The sequence below is a fragment of the Mesorhizobium sp. WSM4935 genome, from assembly GCF_029625735.1.
Lineage (GTDB): Bacteria > Pseudomonadota > Alphaproteobacteria > Rhizobiales > Rhizobiaceae > Mesorhizobium.
Map to the genome: position 1 here is coordinate 203,315 of NZ_JARTVR010000006.1, position 19,703 is coordinate 223,017.

The 19,703-nt window shown below is 64.8% G+C and carries 19 protein-coding genes; 7 read left to right on the forward strand and 12 right to left on the reverse strand.

What is annotated here, in order from left to right; all coding sequences use genetic code 11:
* Positions 1–71: 71 nt before the first annotated feature.
* From P9273_RS17045 to P9273_RS17075, 7 genes are all read right to left on the reverse strand, one after another.
* A complete protein-coding gene (locus P9273_RS17045) occupies positions 72–1,313 on the reverse strand; it encodes an MFS transporter (RefSeq protein ID WP_278050021.1) in 1,242 nt (413 codons plus the stop codon).
* 150 nt (positions 1,314–1,463) lie between these two features.
* Positions 1,464–2,564 carry an aminotransferase class I/II-fold pyridoxal phosphate-dependent enzyme gene (locus P9273_RS17050; RefSeq protein ID WP_278049949.1) on the reverse strand — a complete coding sequence of 367 codons (1,101 nt, stop codon included), beginning with the start codon at positions 2,562–2,564 and terminating at the stop codon, positions 1,464–1,466.
* A 226-nt stretch (positions 2,565–2,790) separates the two neighbouring features.
* Complete coding sequence (locus P9273_RS17055) at positions 2,791–3,252, reverse strand: MucR family transcriptional regulator (RefSeq protein ID WP_278049950.1); 462 nt, start codon at positions 3,250–3,252, stop codon at positions 2,791–2,793.
* 207 nt (positions 3,253–3,459) lie between these two features.
* Complete coding sequence (locus P9273_RS17060) at positions 3,460–4,164, reverse strand: ROK family protein (protein ID WP_278049951.1); 705 nt, start codon at positions 4,162–4,164, stop codon at positions 3,460–3,462.
* A gap of 14 nt (positions 4,165–4,178) precedes the next feature.
* The gene (gene zwf, locus P9273_RS17065; RefSeq protein ID WP_278049952.1) at positions 4,179–5,555 is read right to left on the reverse strand and encodes a glucose-6-phosphate dehydrogenase; all 1,377 of its coding nucleotides are present in this window, start codon (positions 5,553–5,555) and stop codon (positions 4,179–4,181) included.
* 13 nt (positions 5,556–5,568) lie between these two features.
* Positions 5,569–6,582, reverse strand: a complete 1,014-nt coding sequence (gene gnd, locus P9273_RS17070) for a phosphogluconate dehydrogenase (NAD(+)-dependent, decarboxylating) (protein ID WP_278049953.1) — start codon at positions 6,580–6,582, stop codon at positions 5,569–5,571.
* Positions 6,583–6,631: 49 nt separating this feature from the next.
* Positions 6,632–9,043 (reverse strand): glucan 1,4-alpha-glucosidase, encoded by a 2,412-nt coding sequence (locus P9273_RS17075; protein ID WP_278049954.1) that lies wholly within the window; start codon positions 9,041–9,043, stop codon positions 6,632–6,634.
* Positions 9,044–9,236: 193 nt separating this feature from the next.
* On the opposite strand from P9273_RS17075, the gene P9273_RS17080 reads away from it, so the two are divergent.
* From P9273_RS17080 to P9273_RS17095, 4 genes are read left to right on the forward strand one after another with little or no spacing between them, the layout of a single operon-like run.
* Positions 9,237–10,253, forward strand: a complete 1,017-nt coding sequence (locus P9273_RS17080) for an ABC transporter substrate-binding protein (RefSeq protein WP_040996471.1) — start codon at positions 9,237–9,239, stop codon at positions 10,251–10,253.
* Positions 10,254–10,298: 45 nt separating this feature from the next.
* The gene (locus P9273_RS17085; protein ID WP_278049957.1) at positions 10,299–11,762 is read left to right on the forward strand and encodes a sugar ABC transporter ATP-binding protein; all 1,464 of its coding nucleotides are present in this window, start codon (positions 10,299–10,301) and stop codon (positions 11,760–11,762) included.
* 1 nt (position 11,763) lies between these two features.
* Positions 11,764–12,741, forward strand: coding sequence for an ABC transporter permease (locus tag P9273_RS17090; protein ID WP_278049958.1), 978 nt, complete (start codon positions 11,764–11,766; stop codon positions 12,739–12,741).
* Between the two features lie 3 nt (positions 12,742–12,744).
* On the forward strand, positions 12,745–13,692 hold the full coding sequence (locus tag P9273_RS17095) for an ABC transporter permease (RefSeq protein ID WP_278049960.1): 948 nt from the start codon (positions 12,745–12,747) through the stop codon (positions 13,690–13,692).
* Between the two features lie 65 nt (positions 13,693–13,757).
* Here P9273_RS17095 and ppa read toward each other — a convergent pair whose 3' ends face one another.
* The 5 genes from ppa to P9273_RS17120 form a co-directional block, all read right to left on the reverse strand.
* Complete coding sequence (gene ppa / locus P9273_RS17100; RefSeq protein WP_040996475.1) at positions 13,758–14,291, reverse strand: inorganic diphosphatase; 534 nt, start codon at positions 14,289–14,291, stop codon at positions 13,758–13,760.
* A 122-nt stretch (positions 14,292–14,413) separates the two neighbouring features.
* Positions 14,414–14,923: a GNAT family N-acetyltransferase gene (locus P9273_RS17105; RefSeq protein WP_040996476.1), complete on the reverse strand. Its 510-nt coding sequence runs from the start codon at positions 14,921–14,923 to the stop codon at positions 14,414–14,416.
* Between the two features lie 297 nt (positions 14,924–15,220).
* Complete coding sequence (locus P9273_RS17110) at positions 15,221–15,859, reverse strand: TPM domain-containing protein (RefSeq protein ID WP_278049963.1); 639 nt, start codon at positions 15,857–15,859, stop codon at positions 15,221–15,223.
* Positions 15,860–15,865: 6 nt separating this feature from the next.
* Positions 15,866–16,681, reverse strand: coding sequence for a TPM domain-containing protein (locus P9273_RS17115; RefSeq protein WP_278049964.1), 816 nt, complete (start codon positions 16,679–16,681; stop codon positions 15,866–15,868).
* A 203-nt stretch (positions 16,682–16,884) separates the two neighbouring features.
* Positions 16,885–17,529 carry a LemA family protein gene (locus P9273_RS17120; protein ID WP_278049965.1) on the reverse strand — a complete coding sequence of 215 codons (645 nt, stop codon included), beginning with the start codon at positions 17,527–17,529 and terminating at the stop codon, positions 16,885–16,887.
* Between the two features lie 219 nt (positions 17,530–17,748).
* Between P9273_RS17120 and P9273_RS17125 the strand changes: the two genes are divergently transcribed.
* The 3 genes from P9273_RS17125 to P9273_RS17135 are packed head-to-tail and all read left to right on the forward strand — an operon-like array spanning position 17,749 to position 19,655.
* Entirely contained in the window at positions 17,749–18,000 is a 252-nt protein-coding gene (locus tag P9273_RS17125; protein WP_278049966.1) for a hypothetical protein, read from the forward strand.
* A 12-nt stretch (positions 18,001–18,012) separates the two neighbouring features.
* Complete coding sequence (pdxY, locus tag P9273_RS17130) at positions 18,013–18,897, forward strand: pyridoxal kinase PdxY (RefSeq protein WP_278049968.1); 885 nt, start codon at positions 18,013–18,015, stop codon at positions 18,895–18,897.
* Complete coding sequence (locus P9273_RS17135; RefSeq protein ID WP_278049969.1) at positions 18,894–19,655, forward strand: DUF429 domain-containing protein; 762 nt, start codon at positions 18,894–18,896, stop codon at positions 19,653–19,655. The genes pdxY and P9273_RS17135 overlap by 4 nt, the downstream gene beginning before the upstream one ends.
* Positions 19,656–19,703 lie beyond the last annotated feature (48 nt).

Consider the following 19,703-nt stretch of genomic DNA (forward strand, 5'->3'; position numbering starts at 1 on the left):
CGCAGCTCAACCTGCAATTCCATGTCTCTATGGCGGGCCGATGCGTGCCGTCGGCCTGATCCGGCGTCCAATCAATTCCGGCTATTCAGATGCCTTACCTGCCGCAGCGCCGGGAACAGCCAGGCCCACAATCCCGCAACCGCGATGGCGCCGATGCCGCCGATCACCACGGCGGGAACGGTGCCGATCAGCGCCGCCATGGTGCCGGCGCGGAATTCGCCGACTTCGTTGGAGGCGCCGACGAAGACCTGGTTGACGGCGTTGACGCGGCCGCGCACATCGTCAGGCGTCCAGAGCTGGATCAGCGTCTCGCGGATATAGACGCTGAACATGTCGGTGGCGCCGAGCAGGGCAAGCGCCACGATCGACAGCCAGGTGATGGTCGACAGGCCGAACAGCACTATCGAAGCGCCGTACAAGGCGACGAATCCCAGCATGATCTTGCCGGCATGGTCGCGGATCGGATGACCGGCGAGCCAGACGGCGACGCAGATGGCGCCGATACCGGGCGCCGAGCGCAGCAGGCCGAGACCCCAGGGGCCGAGTTCCAATATGTCGCGTGCGTAGACCGGCAGCAGCGCCGAGGCGCCGGACAGGAGCACGGCGAACAGGTCGAGCGAGATCGCGCCGAGTACGATCTTCTCGCCCCAGATATAGCCGAAGCCGGCAAACAGCGTCTGCATCGTCGGCTTGTCGGTGGCCGTCTGCTGGGCGGGCTTCGGGATGGTGAAGACGAGCAGCGCGGCGGCGAGCATCAACACGGCGGCGGTGGCGTAGGCGACTTCCGCCGATATGCCGTAGAGCAGGCCGCCGGCGACCGGGCCGACGATGGTTGCCGTCTGCCAGGCCGACGAGTTCCAGGCGATCGCGTTGGCGAAGTCTTCCTGCGGCACGAGATTGGCGAACAACGAGGACGAAGCCGGCCCGTAGAAGGCGCGGGCTATGCCGAACATGACCAGCACGGCGAAGATCGGCAGCGGGCTGGTCAGGCCGCGCAGCGTCAGAAGCAGGAGGGCCAAGGCGCAGCCGGCCTCGATGAGCGTCGCCAGCGTCATGATCAGCCGGCGGCCGAAGCGGTCGGCGACGACACCGGTGACCAGGACCAGAAGCAGCGAAGGCAGGAACTGGACGATGCCGACAATGCCGAGGTCGAACGGATCGCGGGTCAGGTCATAGACCTGCCAGCCGACGGCGACCGACACGATCATGGTGGCGAATGTCGTGAGGAAGCGCGCCGTCCAGTAGCTGAGGAAGGGGCGGTGCCGGAACGCGGCGTAGCGCTGGTCTGGTGACGTTGCTTCGACGGTCATGATTCGAGGGCCCCGTTGCGACAATGGGCCGGCGGGGCACTTCCACGGTGGGCGCTGGTCCGGCCGCAACCCCTTAGCCCAGTTCGTCTTGCCATGCGCGGAAAAAATCCGCGCTGGATCAAAGAAAATCGAATTTTTTGCCGTGAAACCGACTCAGCCCCTCAGCGCGGCCGAGATGGCCGCCAGCCCGCCGCGCAGTTCCGCTTCCGTCGGCCAGCCGAAGCCGAGGCGGAAGAAGCGTTTGGGCATCTCGAACCAGTGGCCGGGGCCGACATAAGTGCCGTGCTCCTCCAGCAGCCTGGTGTAGAAGCGGTCGAGGTCGAAGCCCGCATTGACGTTGAGCCGCGGGAAGCCCACCACGCCACCCTGCGGCCGCACCCAATCGACCAGCTTCTCGCCGTCGATCCAGCCTTGCACGATGTCGCGGCGCCTGGCCATGTCCGGCAGGAGCGAGGTCAGGAAAGCATCACGGCGTTCGAGCACGGTGCGGGCGATCGCTTCGTCGATGACGCTGCCGCAGATGCCGATCTGCTCCTTGGCGGCGAGAAAGGTTTCCTGCAGCTCCGGATCCCGGGTCAGCAGCCAGCCGATGCGGATGCCCGGAATGCCGAAGGCTTTGGACAGAGAGCAGACGCTGATGGCGTTGGGACTGAGCGAGGCTGCCGCGGGCAGGCGCTCGCCATAAGAGAGGTCGCGATAGGTCTCGTCGACCAGCAGGCGGCATTTGCGGCTGTCGGCAAGCGCAACCAGCGCGTCGAGATCGGCGCGTGTCATCATCGCGCCGGTCGGGTTGTGCGGGCAGGTGACGCTGATCAGCCTGGTGTTAGGCCGCAACTCCGCCTTCACGCGTTCGATGTCGAGAACAAAGCCCTGGTCGAAATCGAGATCGACATAGGAGATGGCGCAGCCGATCGCTTTGGGCGTCTCGATGTTGGTGGCGTAGTTCGGCCGCACCACCACGAGATGGTCGCTAGCCGAAAGCAGCGCGGTGGCGATGATGAACAGCGCGCCGGCCGCGCCTGCGGTCACCAGCACATCGTCGGGGGAAACGCCCTTGTCCTGCGCGGCGATCAACGCCCGCAACTCCTTGTCGCCGCGATGCTCGCCATAGAACAAGGTGAGGTCCGGAAACGTCAGACCGATACCGGAGAGTTTCTGGTCGGCGATCGAGCTTTCGGAAAGGTTGTAGCGGATGCGGTCGTAGCCGTATTCCTCCGGCGCTTCCTTCTCGATCAGCATCCTGGCGTAATTCATGGTCGGCTCCCCCCGTTGGAGCGCCTCGCCGTTTCGTGGAAACGGCAAATCGCTCCATTTCTTGTTTTTACGCAATTCCGGACGGAAGGCTACGGCGAGGCGCGGAGCCTAACCGCTTTACACTTTTCCTGGAATTGCTCGGCATATCCAAGCCATAAAAGCAGGAAGCCTGCCAAGGCGGATTCCTCGGCAGGCTTGCTTAAACCATCGGTGCAGGCGGGTTATTTCAGGCGGGCGCCTTGGCCTTCCTGCCCTTGGTGGGTTTCGCCGGCTCGGGTTCCGCCTTGCGGCCAAGGCCGATCGACTTGGCGAGCTGCGAGCGCGAGGCCGCATAGTTGGGCGCGACCATGGGGTAGTCGACCGGCAAGCCCCATTTGGTGCGGTAGGCTTCGGGCGTCAGGCCGAAATGCACGCCGATATGGCGCTTCAGCGATTTGAACTTCTTCCCGTCCTCGAGGCAGATGATGTAGTCCGGCGTCACCGAGCGCTTGGGATTGACGGCGGGGACCGGCGGGGGCGCGGCGGGTTCCGCCGGCTGGCTGATCCCGCCGATCGATGAGGCGACGCTGGCGATCAGTCCGCCCAGGTCCGAAGCGGGCAGGCGGTTTTTCGCGACATAGGCCGATACGATGTGAGCGGTGAGCTCGAGCAGGTCGACTTCCTTGGCTGTGCTGATGTCCTCGTCCACGTAGTCCCTCCATTTCTGCCGCAAGGCCGCGAAACCGATCCGGCTTTCGCTGTGTGTAAATCAAAGCGCTGCGAGCGTTGTTGGCGAATTCTGAAAAGCCGCAGGGGCCGCAGGCCGGCGAATTCCTAGTCGGCAAATCTGCCCGACGCAACGTTTTGTCGCGTCAATACACGCTGTTTTGAACAATTATACTGAAATGTAACAATATCAGATGATCAGCGCCTTGTCGCGCCATAGACGAAATCCGCCCTCGAAAGCGCGAGTGTTGTCGCCGCGCCGGGATTTTTCAGGCAATTCATCGAGCTTGTCGACATTGCCGCCGCCGATCACGACATAATCCGGCTGCAAGGCGGCGCGAAGCCTGTCGACCACGTCAAAAACGTATTTGCGCCACTTCTTCTTCCCGTGCTTCACCAGGCCGCGTTCGCCGACGTAATCCTCGAACGTCGCTCCCTTTTTATAGGGCAGATGGGCAAGCTCCATGGGCTGGCCGACATTCTTGATGATCATGGCGGCGCCTAGGCCGGTGCCGAGGCCGAGGAACAGCATGCGGTCGCCGTCATAGCTGCCGATCGCCTGCATCAGCGCGTCGTTGACGAGCTTCACCGGCTTGCCGAAGGCGGCGGTGAAATCATAGCCGTTCCAGCCCTTGCCGAGATTGAAGGGATCGAGCGAGGGCTTGTTGTCGCGCACGGGGCCGGGATAACCCATCGAGATGACGTCGTAGTCCAGGCCCTCGGCCAGTTTCTTGACCGAAGCGACGACCTGGTCGGGGGTGAGGCTCGGTCCGGACGCGACGCGGCGCATCTCGCCGCCGGCGCTGGTGAGGATCTTCACATGCGAGCCGCCGACATCGACGGCGAGCACGATCGGATCGCTGCTCGCCGCGGCTTTCTTCGCTGCCTTCGCCATTCCGTCCTCCGAAGTTACTTGGTCGGATTGATCCAGCCGTCCGGCGGGCCGAAACCTTTCATGGCGTCGGCCGGTCCCCAGGTCTTGGGCGCATAGATCGCCGGCGGCGTGGTGTCGCCGAGCACCGGACCGACGATGCGCCAGGCAAGCTCGGCGGCGTCCTGGCGGGTGAAGAGCTGGCCGTTGCCGTTCATGGCGTCGCCGATCAGCCGCTCATAGGGCGGCATGTCGCCCTTGGTGTCGTCGAGCGCGGTCAACTCCACCTGCTCGCCGATCATGTCGTCGCCTGCGACCTTGCGCTGGGCGCCGATCGAGATCGCCACCTGCGGGTCGATGCGGAAGCGCACATAATTGGCGTCGCTCGGCTTGATCGGATCGAAGACGTCGAGCGGCGGCCGCTTCAGCCGCACGATCACTTCGGTCGCGTGCACCGGCATGTTCTTGCCGGCGCGGATGAAGAAAGGCACGTCCTGCCAGCGCCAGGTGTCGACGAAGAAGCGCACCGCGGCGAAGGTCTCGACGGGCGAGTTCGGCCTGACACCCGGCTCGGCCAGATAGCCGTCGAACTGGCCGCGCACGACATCGTCCTTGGTCAACGTGCGAATGGCGCGCAGCACCTGCACCTTCTCGTCGATCAGGTCGTCGGCCGAGCGGCCGACCGGCGGCTCCATGGCCAGAAGCAGCAGGATGTTGAGCAAATGGTTCTCGATGACGTCGCGGATGCAGCCGACATCGTCATAGAATTTGCCGCGGCCCTCGACGCCGAAATCCTCGGCCATGGTGATCTGCACGCTTTCGACGAAGTTGCGGTTCCAGATCGGCTCGAGGAAGGAATTGGCGAAGCGGAAATAGAGCAGGTTCTGGATCGCTTCCTTGCCGAGATAGTGGTCGATGCGGAAGATCGACTGTTCGTTGAAGACCAGATGCAGCACCCGGTTCAGCCAGCGCGCCGACTGCAGGTCATGGCCGAAGGGCTTTTCCACCATCAGCCGCGCGCCGCGCGCGGTGCCGGACTGCTCCAGGCCTTGCACGACCGTCTCGAACATGGTCGGCGGCACCGCCATGTAATGCAGCGGCCGCTGCGCGGAACCCAGCGCCGTCCTCAGCTTCTCGAAGGTCGCGCTGTCGCGGTAGTCGCCGCTGACATAGCGCAGCAGCGAGGCGAGCTTGCCGAACACCTTGTCGTCGACCGCGCCCAGCGCGGTGACGATGCCGTCGCGCGCACGGTCCACCAGCTTGGGCAGCTCCCAAGGCTCGAAGGCGACGCCGATCACCGGCTCGGTCAGTGTCCCCTTGGCGACCATCTGGTAGAGCGCCGGGAAAATCTTCTTATGCGCAAGGTCGCCGGTGGCTCCGAAAAGCACCAGCGTGTCCGACCTCTCCTGGCTCATGCAGTCTCTCCCCTCACGCGCCGGTCTTCGGCTTTTCGACATGGCCGCCGAAGGCATAGCGCATGGCGGACAGAAGCTTGTCGGCGAATTGCGATTCGCCCTGCGAGGAGAAGCGGTCGAACAGCGCGGAGGACAGCACAGGGGCCGGGACGCCGGTGTCGATAGCCGCCTTCAGCGTCCAGCGGCCCTCGCCGGAATCGGAGACGCGGCCGCCGAACTGGGCGAGCGTCGGGTCGTTCTTCAGCGCGCCGGCGGTGAGATCGAGCAGCCAGGAGCCGATGACGCTGCCGTGCCGCCAGACCTCGGCGACCTGCGGCAGGTCGATGTCGAACTGGTAGTATTGCGGGCTTTCGAGCGGGCTGGTCTCGGCGTCCGCGGTGCGCTGCCTTTTGCCGGCATTGGCCGACTTCAGGATGTTCATGCCTTCGGCATACGCGGCCATGACGCCGTATTCGATGCCATTATGCACCATCTTGACGAAGTGGCCGGCGCCGCTCGGGCCGCAATGGAGATAGCCGAAAGGCGCCGTGCCGGCATCCTTGGACGGGTTGGCGCCCGCATCGGCGCCGGGCGCCAGCGTCGCGAAGACCGAATCGAGGTGCTTCACCGCTTCGTCGGGGCCGCCGATCATCAGGCAATAGCCGCGCTCCAGGCCCCAGACGCCGCCGCTGGTGCCGACATCGACGAAGTTGATGCCCTTCACCGCCAGCTTGGCCGCCTGGTCGACGGCGTCATGGTAATAGGAATTGCCGCCATCGATGATGATGTCGCCCGGCTCCATCAGCGCCGCGACCTGATCGACGATCTTGCCGGTGATCGCGGCCGGCAGCATCAGCCAGGCGCAGCGCGGCTTGGCGAGCTTGGCGACGAACTCCTCCAGCGAGGCCGCGCCAATGGCCCCGTCCTTGACCATGCCGGCGACGCTTGCCGAATTGATGTCGTAGACGACGCATTCATGGCCGTCGCGCATCAGGCGCCGCACCATGTTGGCGCCCATCCTGCCCAGTCCCATCATTCCGATCTGCATGGTTTTCATCCCGATTGCTTGAGGAAAGGAGAAGTATGGCCCTGCCGGATCACGATTGAGCGTCAATGCCGACGCTGAAGTCGACATTCTCCCAACGCATCGCCTCGGGCCAGAAAAAAGTGAAGACGATGGTGTTCCCCGGCTCCAGGCGGTTAACGGGCAAATCCACCAGATGGATGCCGAATGCGTTCTCGACCGTCTTGCTGTCCTGCACCGTCAGCCATTTGTCGCTGCTCCAATGGACGACGCCGGGCGCCAACAATTCGATGCGCAACGTCTTGCCGGCCGGAATGGAGCGGACCTTGTGGTTGAAGCGCCAGATCCGCAGCGGCGAGACCGTCTTGCCCTTGATGTAGCGTTCGACGCCCTGCGGCGGCAGGTCGAAGACGGCGCCGTCGCGCAGCGAGCGCAACAGCTTGATGTGCTCGGCATGCGCCCAGACCAGCGGCATGGCGCTGCCGGAAGGGGCGCCCAGCCGCAATTCGCGCTCCGGCATGTCGCGGCGATCCCAAACCTGCTCGGGCAGGAGGCCGCCCACGCCGGCCGAGCGCTCGAAGGTCTCCAGCAGCTGCGCGGCTTTGTCCTTGCGGCCGGCGGCCAGCTCGTAATGGGCGCGCTCGCCGGCAAGCAGCGGCCACGGCCTTCCGCGGCCGGTGCCGTTAAAAGGCGCGCCGTCCTCGTGCTCGCCATAGCCGTCGCCGTTATAGCGGTACCAGAGCGGGCCTTGCGGCAGGTCGCAGCGCAGTTCGGCGTCGATCGCCTTGACAGTGTTCAAGATGCATGGATCGTCCGCGGCTCTGAGCCCGAAACGCACCAGCGCCAGCGCGTCCGGGCTGATGATGGCTTCGGCCGGCTTGTCGGTGTCGCCAGGCGGCCGGTTCTTGATCGGAACGAAGCCGTCCTTCGGCGAGGCGGCGCCGCCGCCGTCGAGCGGCGCGATGCGGACATAATATCCCTCGATTCCCGCCCTGGTACTGGCCTCAGTGCCGGTCACATAGGTCCAACGCTCGATCTGGCCGTTCCAGCAATCGGCGGTTTCACGCAGATAGTTTGCCGGCTCATTTTTGCCGCAGGCGTCGAGCATGTCGGCGGCTGCGAGCAATGCGGCTATTTCCACGGCCAGCGTGAAAGGGCTGTAGCCCGCGTCCTCTTCCCAGCGATCCTCGCCGGTGACCGGGCCGTTGCGCACGACATAGGCGGCCGCCTTCTCGATCATCGCCAGGAAGTCGGCGAGCTTCGACTTCGGCAGATGGCCGGCGCGGCGCAGAGCGTCGGCAAGCAGCAGCGGAAAGGCGCATTCGTCCATCTGTATGCCGGGCCAATAGGCGGTGCCGTCGGACCAGCAATTCTGCGGCCAGTGGCCGTCCGGCTGCTGGATCGAGCGCAGGTAGGTGAGGATCTGCAGCGCCTGCCTGCCGTCGCCGGCGGCGAGGAAGCCGCCCGCCGTCTCGACCAGGTCGCGCGGCCAGACGAGGTGATAGCCGCCGAGATCGTCGTCGCCCTTGTTGAAACCCCAAGGGATCGAAAGGCTGGCGACGGCGGCGCCGGGCCGCGCGATCGACAGGTGCGTCGCCAGCACCGCCGTGCTGGCGCGGTAGGAGTTCAGACCGGAGGCGGCTCGGCGGTCAAGCTTTTCCAGCCTTGCCTGGAACGCCCGCCAATTGTCGACATAGGTCTTCGCGGCCGGCTCGAAACCCTGTTTCAAGCTGGAAAGGGCGAGGTCGGCGGCTTCCTCGGGTGAAGCGCCGAAGCCGAGCGCCAGCAGGGCAACCGTCCTGCCGGTCGAAAAACCGATCTCGCCGGTGAGCGCGACATTGCCGTTTTCGGCTGTATGACAGGAAGGATCGAGCGCGCCGTTATCGTGCAGTTGCTGCCAGCCGTCGGAAAAGCCGACATAGCCGGCCGAACAGGCGCCCCAAGGCAACGAGGAGGCAAGCGCCAGCGAGACGCCGCGTCCGGTGGCAAAGAGAAGGCGCTGTCCCTTGTGCTCGCCGACCCATGCCGTGTTGCCCATGCCGGCGTTGACGAGATGCGGCGCAAGCAGCGCGTAGACGCGATAGTCGCTAGCCTGCCCCCGGAGGGCCGTGAACCTGGTTTCCTGCAGCAGCACAGGTCGTTTCGAGTCCGTAACGATGCGCTTCTCGAGCCGGTAGGCCCCATCGGAAGCGATGTTGGTCAGCCGGTAACCAGGCACGCCGTCCTCGAAAGACTCGACAGTGTGGGCCGCATCGCGCTTCTCTTCGGAAAAATAACCGCCGGGACCGGTGACGATCAGCCCCAGGTCGCGCGTGCAGGCGCTGTCGAGGTGCGGATAATAGATCTCGTTCAGTATGCCGTGGCTGGTTGTGAACCAGAGCGGGCTTTTTGCCGAAAGGGCGGTTCCGACGCCGCTCTTGGCGCTTGACGTCCAGCGTGCGGGAATTCCGGGCGCGCCTTGAGCAACGGTCGGCGTCACTGCCATGCATTGGCCTCCTGCCGCGTTCCTAGACCAGGAGTCGCCGTCTTTTCAATCGTCGCACCGCAAGTTGATCGGGCAGTGCCAATGCTTTGCAGTTGACAGCTTGCGGTTCGTCTGCATTTGTCTGACAATAGATAAAAAACAGGCATTCGCGTTACGACGATCCGTTAAGATCAGCAACCCCGGGAGGAAACCTATGAAGAAACTGCTCGTTTTAAGTGCATTCGCGGCGATGCTCGCCTCGGGCACGGCGCTCGCCGACACCAGCGGCAAGAAGATCGCCTTCTCCAACAATTATGCCGGCAATTCCTGGCGCCAGGCGATGCTCGACAGCTACGCCATCGTCACCAAGAAGGCGGTCGAAGACAAGGTGGTCGCGGCGGCGGACGTCTTCACCACCGCCGACAAGGAAGTACCGACGCAGGCCGCGCAGGTGCAGAACCTGATCCTGCAGGGCTATGACGCCATCGTCATCAACGCCGCTTCGCCGGATGCGCTGAACGGCGCCATCAAGCAGGCCTGCGACGCCGGAATCGTCGTCGTCTCCTTCGACGGTATCGTGACGGAGCCCTGCGCCTACCGGGTCGTCGTGGACTTCAAGGACATGGGCAAGCAGGAAGTCGAGCAGATGGCCAAGTTCCAGCCGAAGGGCGGCAACCTGCTCGAAATCCGCGGGCTCGCCGGCACCTCGATCGACGACGCCATCCACGCCGGTATCCTCGAAGGCGTGGCGGCGCATCCCGAGTTCAAGATCGTCGGTTCGGTGACCGGCGACTGGGACCAGACCACCGCACAGAAAGCGGTGGCGACCATCCTGCCTTCGCTGCCAGAGATCGTCGGCGTGGTCGACCAGGGCGGTGACGGCTATGGCGCCGCGCAAGCTTTCGCCGCCGCCGGCAAGCCGCGCCCGACCATCATCATGGGCAACCGGCAGGACGAGCTGAAGTGGTGGAAGGAGCAGAAGGACAAGGACGGCTACCAGACCTGGTCGGCCTCGATTGCGCCCGGCGTGTCGACGCTCGCCTTCTGGGTGGCGCAGCAGGTGCTCGACGGCCGTAAGGACGTGCCGCACGACCTCTTGGTTCCGTATCTTGCCTTCACCCAGGACGATTTCGAAGCCGCGCTGCCGAAGATCAAGGAAGGTGGCGTCGCCACGCATGAATACACGCAGGAAGACGCCATCGCGGCCATCAAGGCCAACATCAAGCAATAGCGGCGCGACATTGCCAGCCGCATCGGCAACCGGATAAAGTTGAGGATGCTTCAGGCTATTGCGGACATTGTCAGACTGAACGGCGCCGAAAAACATTTCGGCGCCGTTCGGGCGCTTAACGGCGTCGACTTCCATGTCGGCGCCGGCGAATGCGTCGGGCTGGTCGGGCACAATGGCGCCGGCAAGTCGACGCTGATGCATATGGTGGCCGGCACGCTGCGGCCGGATGGCGGGCAGATCGCGGTGCGCGGCAATCAGGAGGCGAGCTATTCGGTGGCGCGGGCGCTGGAGCTCGGCATACGCTGCGTCTTCCAGGAGCTGTCGCTCTGCCCCAATCTCAGCGTCGCCGAGAACACCCGCATCAACCATCCCTCGCTTGCCGGCTTCGGCTGGCGGCGCAAGGCCGCTGATCTTATCCGCGCCAAGCTCGACGAGATCTTCCCCGGCCACGGCATTTCGGCGGACGACGTCGCCGGCGACCTGTCGATCGGCCGGCGGCAGATGGTCGAGGTGGCGCGCGCTTTCACGCTGACCCGCGAGCCGCTGCATCTGGTCATCCTCGACGAGCCGACCTCCTCGCTCGACGCGCATACCGCAGGCCAGCTCCTATCTTTCGTGCGCCGCTTCGTCGAGCAGGGCGGAAGCTGCATCCTGATCTCGCATGTGCTGGGCGAGGTGCTGCAGCACGCCGACCGCATCGTGGTGATGCGCGACGGCAAGGTGGTCGCGGCCGACGCCGCGAGCGCTTTCGACCGCGACAAGCTGGTCGCCGCCATGGGCGGCGCCGAAGGACATCAGAAGGCCGCGGCCGAAGCCCGGAAAATCGAGGCCGGCGCGCTCAGGGTTCGCGCGCGCCCGGCCAGGCAGCAGGACGACAAGGAGGTTGTCGCCCGCGCCGGCGAGATCATCGGCCTTGCCGGGCTTGCCGGTCACGGTCAGACCGACCTTTTGCTGGCGATCTTCTCGGCCGCTTCCCGAGCCAGGACCGGCATCGAGGTCACCGCGCCCGTCGCGCTGGTCGCCGGCGACCGCCAGTCGGACGGCATCTTTTCGCAATGGTCGATCGCGCAGAATATCGGCATCCGCTCGCTGGCCAGGCTGCGCAACGGTCTGCTGATCTCCCCGCAACGCGAGGCCGAGCTTGCCGAGTTCTGGAAGAAGAAGATCGGCATCCGCACACCCGACATGAACAACAACATCTATTCGCTGTCGGGCGGCAACCAGCAGAAGGCGCTGTTTGCCCGCGCGCTCGGCTCCGACGCCGAGATCGTGCTGATGGACGATCCGATGCGCGGCGTCGACATCGGCACCAAGCTCGAAGTCTATGACCTCGTGCGGGAGGAGGCCGCGAAGGGCCGAACCTTCCTCTGGTACACCACCGAGACCGAAGAGCTCGACAATTGCGACCATGTCTATGTCTTCAAGAACGGCCGCATCGTGGCCAATCTGCGGCGCGACGAACTGACGGAGGAAAAGATCATCCAGTCCTCGTTCGGCGATGCGGCCTGAGATGACCGCGCTCGCTCCCGGCACGGTCCCCAGAACCTCGCCGCGCGGCAGCGCGGCGCGGGCGCGCATGCTGCGCAGCCTGCTGCCGGCGCTGTCGCTGGCGCTGGTGCTCATCGCCATTGCCTGGCTCAACCCACGCGCCATCAGCTATTTCGGCTTCAACCTGATGCTCAACCTGGCGATCCCGATCGCGCTGGCGACGATCGCGCAGATGTTCGTCATCGCCGGCAATGAGCTGGATCTCTCGATCGGCACTTTCGTCGGCTTCGTCGGCTGCGTCACCGCGACATGGCTGAGGGAGGCGCCGTTGCTGGGCATTCTCGTGTTGCTCGGCTCGATCGGCGTCTATGCACTGCTCGGCGCGCTGATCCATCTGCGCAATCTGCCGTCGATCGTGGTGACGCTCGGCATGAGCTTCGTGTGGCAGGGGCTTGCCATCCTCATCCTGCCCAAGCCCGGCGGCAAGGCGCCGGACTGGCTGCTGGCGATCATCTCCTTCAAGCCGCCTTACATCCCGTTCCCGATCCTTGCCGCGTTGCTGATCGCCGCGGTCGTGCATTTCGGCCTGATGCGCACCTCCTACGGCGTCATTCTGCGCGGCTCGGGCGGCAATGCCGCGGCACTGCGGCGCGCCGGCTGGTCACTGCTTAGGACTAAGATCGTGCTGTTCGCGCTGACCGGCCTGTTCGGCGTGCTTTCCGGCATGGCGCTGATCGGCATCACCACGTCGGCCGACGCCAATATCGGCAATGGCTACACGCTGCTCTCGATCGCCGGCGTCATCCTCGGCGGCGGCGAGTTCGTCGGCGGGCGCGTGTCGCCGATCGGCGCGGTCATCGGTGCGCTGACGCTGGCTTTGGCCGCCTCGCCGCTCTTGACCTTCATGCACATCCCGCCGGACTGGCAGGTCGCCGCCAACGGCGCGATCCTGATCATCGTGCTGGCGGCGCGCGTGCTGATCAGCCGCAGGGAGCGGTGAGCGATGACTTCGGTTCGGATGGTGCTCGAAAAACCCTGGATCTGGTCCTTCGCCGGCGCGCTCGTCGTCTGGCTGGCAACCGTTGCCTTCACGGGCGGCTACGGCGCCGGCGGCATGGTCACGGCAGCGCTTTCGCTTGCCGTTTTCACCGTCATCGTCGGCATCGGCCAGATGTTCGTCATCACGCTGGGACCCGGCAATGTCGATTTGTCGCTGCCGGCCAATATCGGGCTGGCCAGCGCGGTGGCCATGAAGGTGATGGGGGGCAGCGATTCCATGATCCTCGTCGGGCTGCTCGCAGCACTCGCCTGCGGCGCGGCGATCGGCGCCGTCAACTATCTCTTGATCTGGGCGCTGCGCATCCCGCCGATCATCGCGACGCTGTCGGCAAGCTTCATCATCCAGTCGGTCGACATCAGCTACGGCCGCGGCCTGCAGATCAAGCCGCCGCCGGGCTTCGCCGACTTCACCAACTGGCAGGTGCTGGGCATCCCCGTGCTGGCGATGCTGACGGTGATCTTCACCATCGGCGCGGCACTTGCGCTGCAGCGCATGATCTATGGCCGTTCGGTGCTGGCGATCGGCCAGAACATCCGCGCCGCATGGCTCGCCGGCGTCCATGTCGGCCGCATCCGCTTCCTCACCTACACGCTGTGCGGCGCGCTGGGCGGCATAGACGGGGCGCTGCTTGCCGGCTATTTCCGCGGCGCCAATGTCGACATCGGCAACGAATACCTGCTGGCCTCGATCGCGGTCGTGGTCATAGGCGGCACCTCGGTCGCCGGCGGTAAGGCGAATGTGCCCGGCGTCTGGGGCGCCGGGCTGTTCCTGGTGCTCTTGCTCACCATGCTCAACACATTCGGCGTCAGCGCCGGCGTGCGGCTGGTGCTGACCGGGCTGATCATTGTCGGCGTGATCACCGCGGCCGGCGGCGAGAAGGCGGTGCGCTAGCTAAAGCAATTCCAGGAAAAGTGTGAAGCGGTTTTCCGTCCGGAATTGCGACAAAACAACAACCCCTATTTGGCCGCCTTGGCCCGGGCGATCGCGTCGACGATCATCTTCTTGGCGTATTTGGAATCGTGCCAGCCCTCGATCTTGACCCATTTGCCGGGCTCGAGATCCTTGTAGTGCTCGAAGAAGTGCTGGACCTGCTGGCGTGTGATCTCGGGCAGATGCGTGTATTCGGTGACGTTCTCGTAGCGCAGCGTCAGCTTGGGCGAGGGGACGGCGATCACCTTCTCGTCCTGGCCGGCATTGTCTTCCATGATCAGAACGCCGATCGGCCGCACATTGATGACGCAGCCCGGCACCAGCGCGCGCGTGTTGCAGACCAGAACGTCGATCGGATCGCCGTCGCCCGACAGCGTGTGCGGCACGAAACCGTAATTACCGGGATAGCGCATCGAGGTGTGCAGGAAACGGTCGACGAACAGCGTACCGGCTTCCTTGTCCATTTCATACTTGATCGGCTCGCCGCCGATCGGCACCTCGATGATGACGTTGATGTCGTCCGGCGGGTTCTTCCCGGTGGGCACGGCTTCGATACGCATGGCTAAATCCCTCTCTCGATTGCAAGACCGATAGCGGGCGAAGCGTCATGGTGCAATGCGGCGAATAGCACTGAACGCCCAGGGAAGCGCACAGTTTGTGATGGATTGTAACCTAGGCGAGGTTAGTCATTCCAGACGAAAGCCACTTTCTTCAGCGCCTTCTGCTCGAAGACCTCGACGCCTTCGGCGATATCGCGGCCGCCATTGCCGGCATAGAAAGCCAAGGCGTTGTGATTGTCTTCCAGCGCCCACACCACAAGGCCACGCAAGCCATGGTCGGCGAGTCTGGCCTTGGCCGCCTTGAACAGCCGGCTGCCAAGCCCGATGCCCTGATATTCCGGCCGCAGGTAGAGTTCGTAGATCTCGCCCTGCTGGCGGAGCTCGCGGGCGCGGTTTTTGCCGATCGTGGCATAGCCGGCGACCGTTCCGCCGATCTCGACCACCAGCACGGTGGTCGCGCGGCGAATCGCGTTTGCCCACCAGTCGACGCCGCGACGGTTGATCATCGAGGTCAGCGTGCGGTGCGGGATGATGCCCGAATAGGCGCCGCGCCAGGCCTGCTGGTGCACCTCGGCGATGGCGCTCGCGTCGCGCGGTTCTGCCTTCCTGATGTCGATCGTGAGCGTGTTCATGATTGGTTAACCATAAACCCGCCTCGTCCGATTGCAAAGAGTCCCCCGACAGGCCTCGACGCTTTCGCACAGGCGAAAGGCGCGTCTGACGACGAGGCCTTCATTTCCGTGAAATCAGCGCAAACGCCGGGGATTGGTTGAAGCCGCCCCAACGTCGTCATTCTAGGGTCTTCGCGACGGAGCTTCGCTCCTGCTCCGCCCTAGAATGACGATCGCGATGGGCGTTTCGGCCAATCTCCAAGGCATGCCGCCAATGCAAACAGAGTCGACCGGTCAAAATCCCAATGCGGGAACTCGTCAGATTTCGACCAGATGATCGTCGAGTTCGTTGGTGTCGCCCTCGGTGACCGGAAAATGCTCGGCGAGCACCGCGCCGACCGATTCGATGGCCTTGATGAAGCCGTGCGCCAACCGGTCGTCCCCGGCGTGTTTCGTCAGCTCGCGCACCACGCCGTCCCAGACATGCTGGCCGACCTTGGCGTCGATGCCGGAGTCGGCGACGACCTCGGCATAGCGCTCGGCGATGGAGACGAAGATGAGCACGCCGGTGCGCGCGTTTGTGCGATGGACGTTGCGGGCCAGGAACTGCTTCATCGCATTGGCGTGCGCGGCCTGATAGCGCAGCCGTCTCGGCACGAAATGAATGCGCAAGGCGGGCAGGAGCCAGAGCAGGGCGAACACGGAAGCCAAGGCCAGCAGCTGCGCCAGCACGAAATGCGGCAGCCGGATGGTCAACCATAAGCCTTCCAGCCCGTAGGCGACGGCAAGGCTGGCGATGAACAGGCCGATCGTCGCCGTGAAAGCGGCCGGAAAGAAGTAGCCGTCGCTGGCTCGAGCGACGACGCAGTAGATCTCGCCGTCGGTCTTCAGCTCGGCCGTCCGGATCGCCTCGGCGATGCGGTCATGGTCCTCGGCGCTGATCGGTCGCGTTGCCATGATGCCTCACCAGCTTCCCGAAGAGCCGCCGCCGCCCGACGAGCCGCCGCCGCCGGAAAACCCGCCGCCGCCGGAGGACCAACCTCCGCCGCCTGACGACCAGCCTCCGCCACCCGACGACCAGCCGCCGGAGGAAGAGCGCCGGTTCTGATCGAAAGTCATGCCGAGCCAGCGATAGCGGCCGGGACCGATCTTCTGGCCGAAGATCGGCGGCAGCACCGTCATCGCGATGCCGCCGAAGAAAATCAGCGCCCAGATGGTGATGAAGATAGCGAAGAAAAGGTCGTCGGAGTTGAACGGCGCCTGTTCGTTGCGCTTGCCGCGCGCCTCCAATTCCTCGGGATTGCCCTCCAGCACCATGATCATGTCGTCGACGGCTTTGGTGATGCCGCCGGAGAAGTCGCCGGCGCGGAAGGCCGGCACCATGTCGTTCTCGATGATCAGCTTGGTGTGCAGGTCGGTCAGCGTGCCTTCCAGCCCGTAGCCGACCTCGATGCGCATCTTGCGGTCGTTCGGCGCCACCAGCAGCAGCACGCCGTTGTTTTCCTTGGCCTGGCCGAGCTTCCAGAAGCGGAACAGCCGGTTGGCGTAAGGCTCGATCTCCTCGCCGCCGAGGCTGGGTATGGTGGCGACGACGATCTGGTCGGAGCCCTTGGTTTCGAAATCGGCGAGCTTCTGGGTCAGGGCCGCGCGCGTGCCGGCATCGATGATGCCGGCATTGTCGACGACGCGGCCGGTCAGCGCAGGAAGGTCGGCGGCGAGGGCGGCGAGGGGAAGGAGGAAAAGGGCGAGCAAAACACCGACGAAGGCGCTTCGGCACACCCCCTTGTGGCCTGCCGGCCATCTCTCCCGCAAGGGGGGAGATTGACAGCTTCGCCGCCGGCCCGCTCCTTCGGACGCCGAAAATTGGCAAAAGAAGAGATGACGCCCGATCTCCCCCCTTGCGGGGGAGATGTCCGGCAGGACAGAGGGGGGTGTGAAGGAACTCAAGGCCTGCAAGCTCGATTAATTTTCAGCCGAGCCTCTCACCCGCCCTGCTTGGTGCCCGTGCCGAAATCGACCTTCGGCACCTGCATCTTGTCCTCCTCGACGGTGAAGTTCGCGAAGGGCTGGTTACCGCGGAACCAGAAGGTCGCCCACAGCACGGAGGGGAAGGTCTTCAGCGTCAGATTGTAGTCCCTGACCGCCTGGATGTAGTCGCGCCGCGCCACTGCGATGCGGTTCTCGGTGCCTTCGAGCTGAGCCTGCAGCGCGAGAAAATTCTGGTTCGCCTTGAGGTCGGGATAGGCTTCCGACACCGCGATAAGCCGCGACAGCGCGCTGGTCAGGCCAGCCTGAGCATCCTGGAACTTCTTCAGCGCTTCGGGATCCTTCAGTGTGTCTGGTGTCACCGTGATTTGCGTTGCCTTGGCGCGCGCCTGAACGACCGCGTCGAGCGTGTCCTTCTCATGCGAGGCATAGCCCTTGACCGTCTCGACAAGGTTCGGGATCAGGTCGGAGCGGCGCTGATACTGGTTGAGCACCTCGCTCCAGGCCGCATGGGCGTTCTCCTCGGCCGTCGGGATGGTGTTATAGCCGCAGCCGGCAAGCAGCGGCAGCACGAAAACCATCATCAGGAAGGCGGGGAGGCTGCGGAAAGGAGAGGACAGTGAGAGGCGCTCGGTGATCATGAATGGTCCCTCGACAGAAGTTGCACGCGAAGCATTACCACAATCCACGCGTAAGAAAATGTCCGGCTCATGACGCCGATTCCAGCCCTGGCGCGAGCCACTGTGAATGATCGAGCGAACGAGATTCGCCTTTTTTGGTTTGACCCAATTCCGGCTGGAAAACCGCTTCGCACTTTTCCTGGAATTGCTCTAAGCTGCGGGCAGGAAAGGGCAATTGCCATGGCCGAGCGCCGGGACGACGAGACCGAATCGCGCCGCATCCTCGAACGCGTGGCGCGCGAGACGGCGCCGGGCGGCGCGTCGTTCATAAGCCGCACGGCGAAGCATGCGCGCGACCATGTAACCGCCGCCGACGCCGACCGCGCCGATCCTATCGAATATTGGGGAACCCGCATTGGCCGAACGCTCGGCGTCATCATAGCCATTGGGCTATTGGTCTGGCTGGTGTATGCCGCCACGCGTGGCGGCTAGGATTCAGATTCCATGAATGCAGAAAAAACCGACGCGCCGCGCGCGGTCATCGTCATCTCCAGCCATGTCGCCCGCGGCTCGGTCGGCAACCGCGCGGCGGTGTTCGCGCTGGAGACGCTGGGTTTCCCGGTCTGGGCGGTGCCCACCGTCATTCTGCCCTGGCATCCGGGGCACAGCCGCGCAACCCGCATCGTGCCGCCGCTCGACCAGTTCAAGGCGCTGATGGCCGATCTCGAGCGGGCGCCCTGGCTGGGCGAGGTGCGGGCCGTGCTGTCGGGCTATCTCGGCGAGGCGGGCCAGGCCGAGGCGGTCGCCTCGCTGGTCGCCGCCGTCAAGGAAAAGACGCCGAAGGCGCTTTACGTCTGCGATCCGGTGATGGGCGATTCCGGCGGGCTCTACGTGCCCGAGCCGACGGCCGTCGCCATGCGCGACAAATTGATGCCGATCGCCGATATCGCGACGCCCAACCGCTATGAGCTGGAATGGATGGCGGGCGCGCCGCTGCCCGACATCAAGGCGGTGACGGCGGCCGCGCTTCATGCCGGGCCGTCGACCATGCTGGTGACCTCGGCGCCGGCGATGATGACCGGCGGCACCGGCAATTTCCTGCTCGACGGCAGCCAGGCGCTGCTTGCCGAGCACCGCATGATCGAGAGGCCGCCGAACGGGCTGGGCGACCTGACGGCCGCGGTCTATCTGGCGCGCGTTCTCTCCGGCCAGCCGCCGGTCAAGGCGCTGCAATCGACCACCGCCGCCGTCTACGAGATACTCGCCCGCACAGCCAAGCGCGGGGGTGACGAGCTGCAGCTCGAAACCGACGCGCAGAGCCTTTCGCATCCCATGGCCATGGTGCAGCTGCGCCATCTGCTCCATCCCGGGCGGGACAAGCGGGCGTGACGCCGGGTGGGCTGGCCGGCGTCGACGGCTGCAAGGCCGGCTGGATCGCCGTCCATCGGGAAGCAAACGCCGCGCCGTCGGTCACGGTCTTTCCGAGCTTCCAGGCGCTGCTCGATGCGCTGCCCGATGCCACCATCGCCGTCGACATGCCGATCGGCCTGCCGGATTTTTCGCGCAGGGGCGGCCGCGGGCCGGAAGCGCTGGTGCGGCCGCTGCTCGGGGCGCGGCAATCGAGCGTCTTCGCCATTCCCTCGCGCGCGGCGCTCTATGCCGATACCAGCGACTTCACCACCGTCGATGCCTGGTATGAAGCGCATCGGCGCGCGAGCGCGGTGGCGATGGAGACCTCCGATCCGCCGCGCGGCGTTTCCATCCAGGCCTTCGGCATCTTTTCGAAGATCCGCGAGATCGACACTTTGCTGATCGCAAGGCCGGAATTGCGTCACCGCATATTCGAATCTCATCCCGAAGTCGCCTTCTGCCGGCTGAACGGCGGCGCGGCGATGGTGCTGCCGAAGAAGATCAAGGGCGCGGTCAACCCGGCCGGCATGGAAGAGCGTAGAGCGCTGCTTTGCCGATATGGCTACGAGAAGCGCTTCCTCGATCAGGCGCCGCCACGGGGTGCTGCGAGTGACGACTTCCTCGACGCGGCGGCGATGATGCTGATTGCCGGACGTGTCGTCAGGGGCGAAGCGCTGCCTTCGCCCGATCCGCCGCTGGTGGACCGTTTCGGCATCCCGGTCGCCATCTGGGCCTGACATCGATTCATTGTTTTTGCCGCTTGATGCATAGCTTTGTCGCCAGCG

What these genes read in the sequence shown, in the direction of transcription:
- P9273_RS17050 (WP_278049949.1), bottom strand. Translation starts at nt 2,564, where the DNA reads ATGAATTACGCCAGGATGCTGATCGAGAAGGAAGCGCCGGAGGAATAC.
- P9273_RS17060 (WP_278049951.1), bottom strand. Translation starts at nt 4,164, where the DNA reads ATGGCGAAGGCAGCGAAGAAAGCCGCGGCGAGCAGCGATCCGATCGTG.
- zwf (WP_278049952.1), bottom strand. Translation starts at nt 5,555, where the DNA reads ATGAGCCAGGAGAGGTCGGACACGCTGGTGCTTTTCGGAGCCACCGGC.
- gnd (WP_278049953.1), bottom strand. Translation starts at nt 6,582, where the DNA reads ATGCAGATCGGAATGATGGGACTGGGCAGGATGGGCGCCAACATGGTG.
- P9273_RS17075 (WP_278049954.1), bottom strand. Translation starts at nt 9,043, where the DNA reads ATGGCAGTGACGCCGACCGTTGCTCAAGGCGCGCCCGGAATTCCCGCA.
- P9273_RS17080 (WP_040996471.1), top strand. Translation starts at nt 9,237, where the DNA reads ATGAAGAAACTGCTCGTTTTAAGTGCATTCGCGGCGATGCTCGCCTCG.
- P9273_RS17085 (WP_278049957.1), top strand. Translation starts at nt 10,299, where the DNA reads ATGCTTCAGGCTATTGCGGACATTGTCAGACTGAACGGCGCCGAAAAA.
- P9273_RS17090 (WP_278049958.1), top strand. Translation starts at nt 11,764, where the DNA reads ATGACCGCGCTCGCTCCCGGCACGGTCCCCAGAACCTCGCCGCGCGGC.
- P9273_RS17095 (WP_278049960.1), top strand. Translation starts at nt 12,745, where the DNA reads ATGACTTCGGTTCGGATGGTGCTCGAAAAACCCTGGATCTGGTCCTTC.
- ppa (WP_040996475.1), bottom strand. Translation starts at nt 14,291, where the DNA reads ATGCGTATCGAAGCCGTGCCCACCGGGAAGAACCCGCCGGACGACATC.
- P9273_RS17105 (WP_040996476.1), bottom strand. Translation starts at nt 14,923, where the DNA reads ATGAACACGCTCACGATCGACATCAGGAAGGCAGAACCGCGCGACGCG.
- P9273_RS17110 (WP_278049963.1), bottom strand. Translation starts at nt 15,859, where the DNA reads ATGGCAACGCGACCGATCAGCGCCGAGGACCATGACCGCATCGCCGAG.
- P9273_RS17120 (WP_278049965.1), bottom strand. Translation starts at nt 17,529, where the DNA reads ATGATCACCGAGCGCCTCTCACTGTCCTCTCCTTTCCGCAGCCTCCCC.
- P9273_RS17125 (WP_278049966.1), top strand. Translation starts at nt 17,749, where the DNA reads ATGGCCGAGCGCCGGGACGACGAGACCGAATCGCGCCGCATCCTCGAA.
- pdxY (WP_278049968.1), top strand. Translation starts at nt 18,013, where the DNA reads ATGAATGCAGAAAAAACCGACGCGCCGCGCGCGGTCATCGTCATCTCC.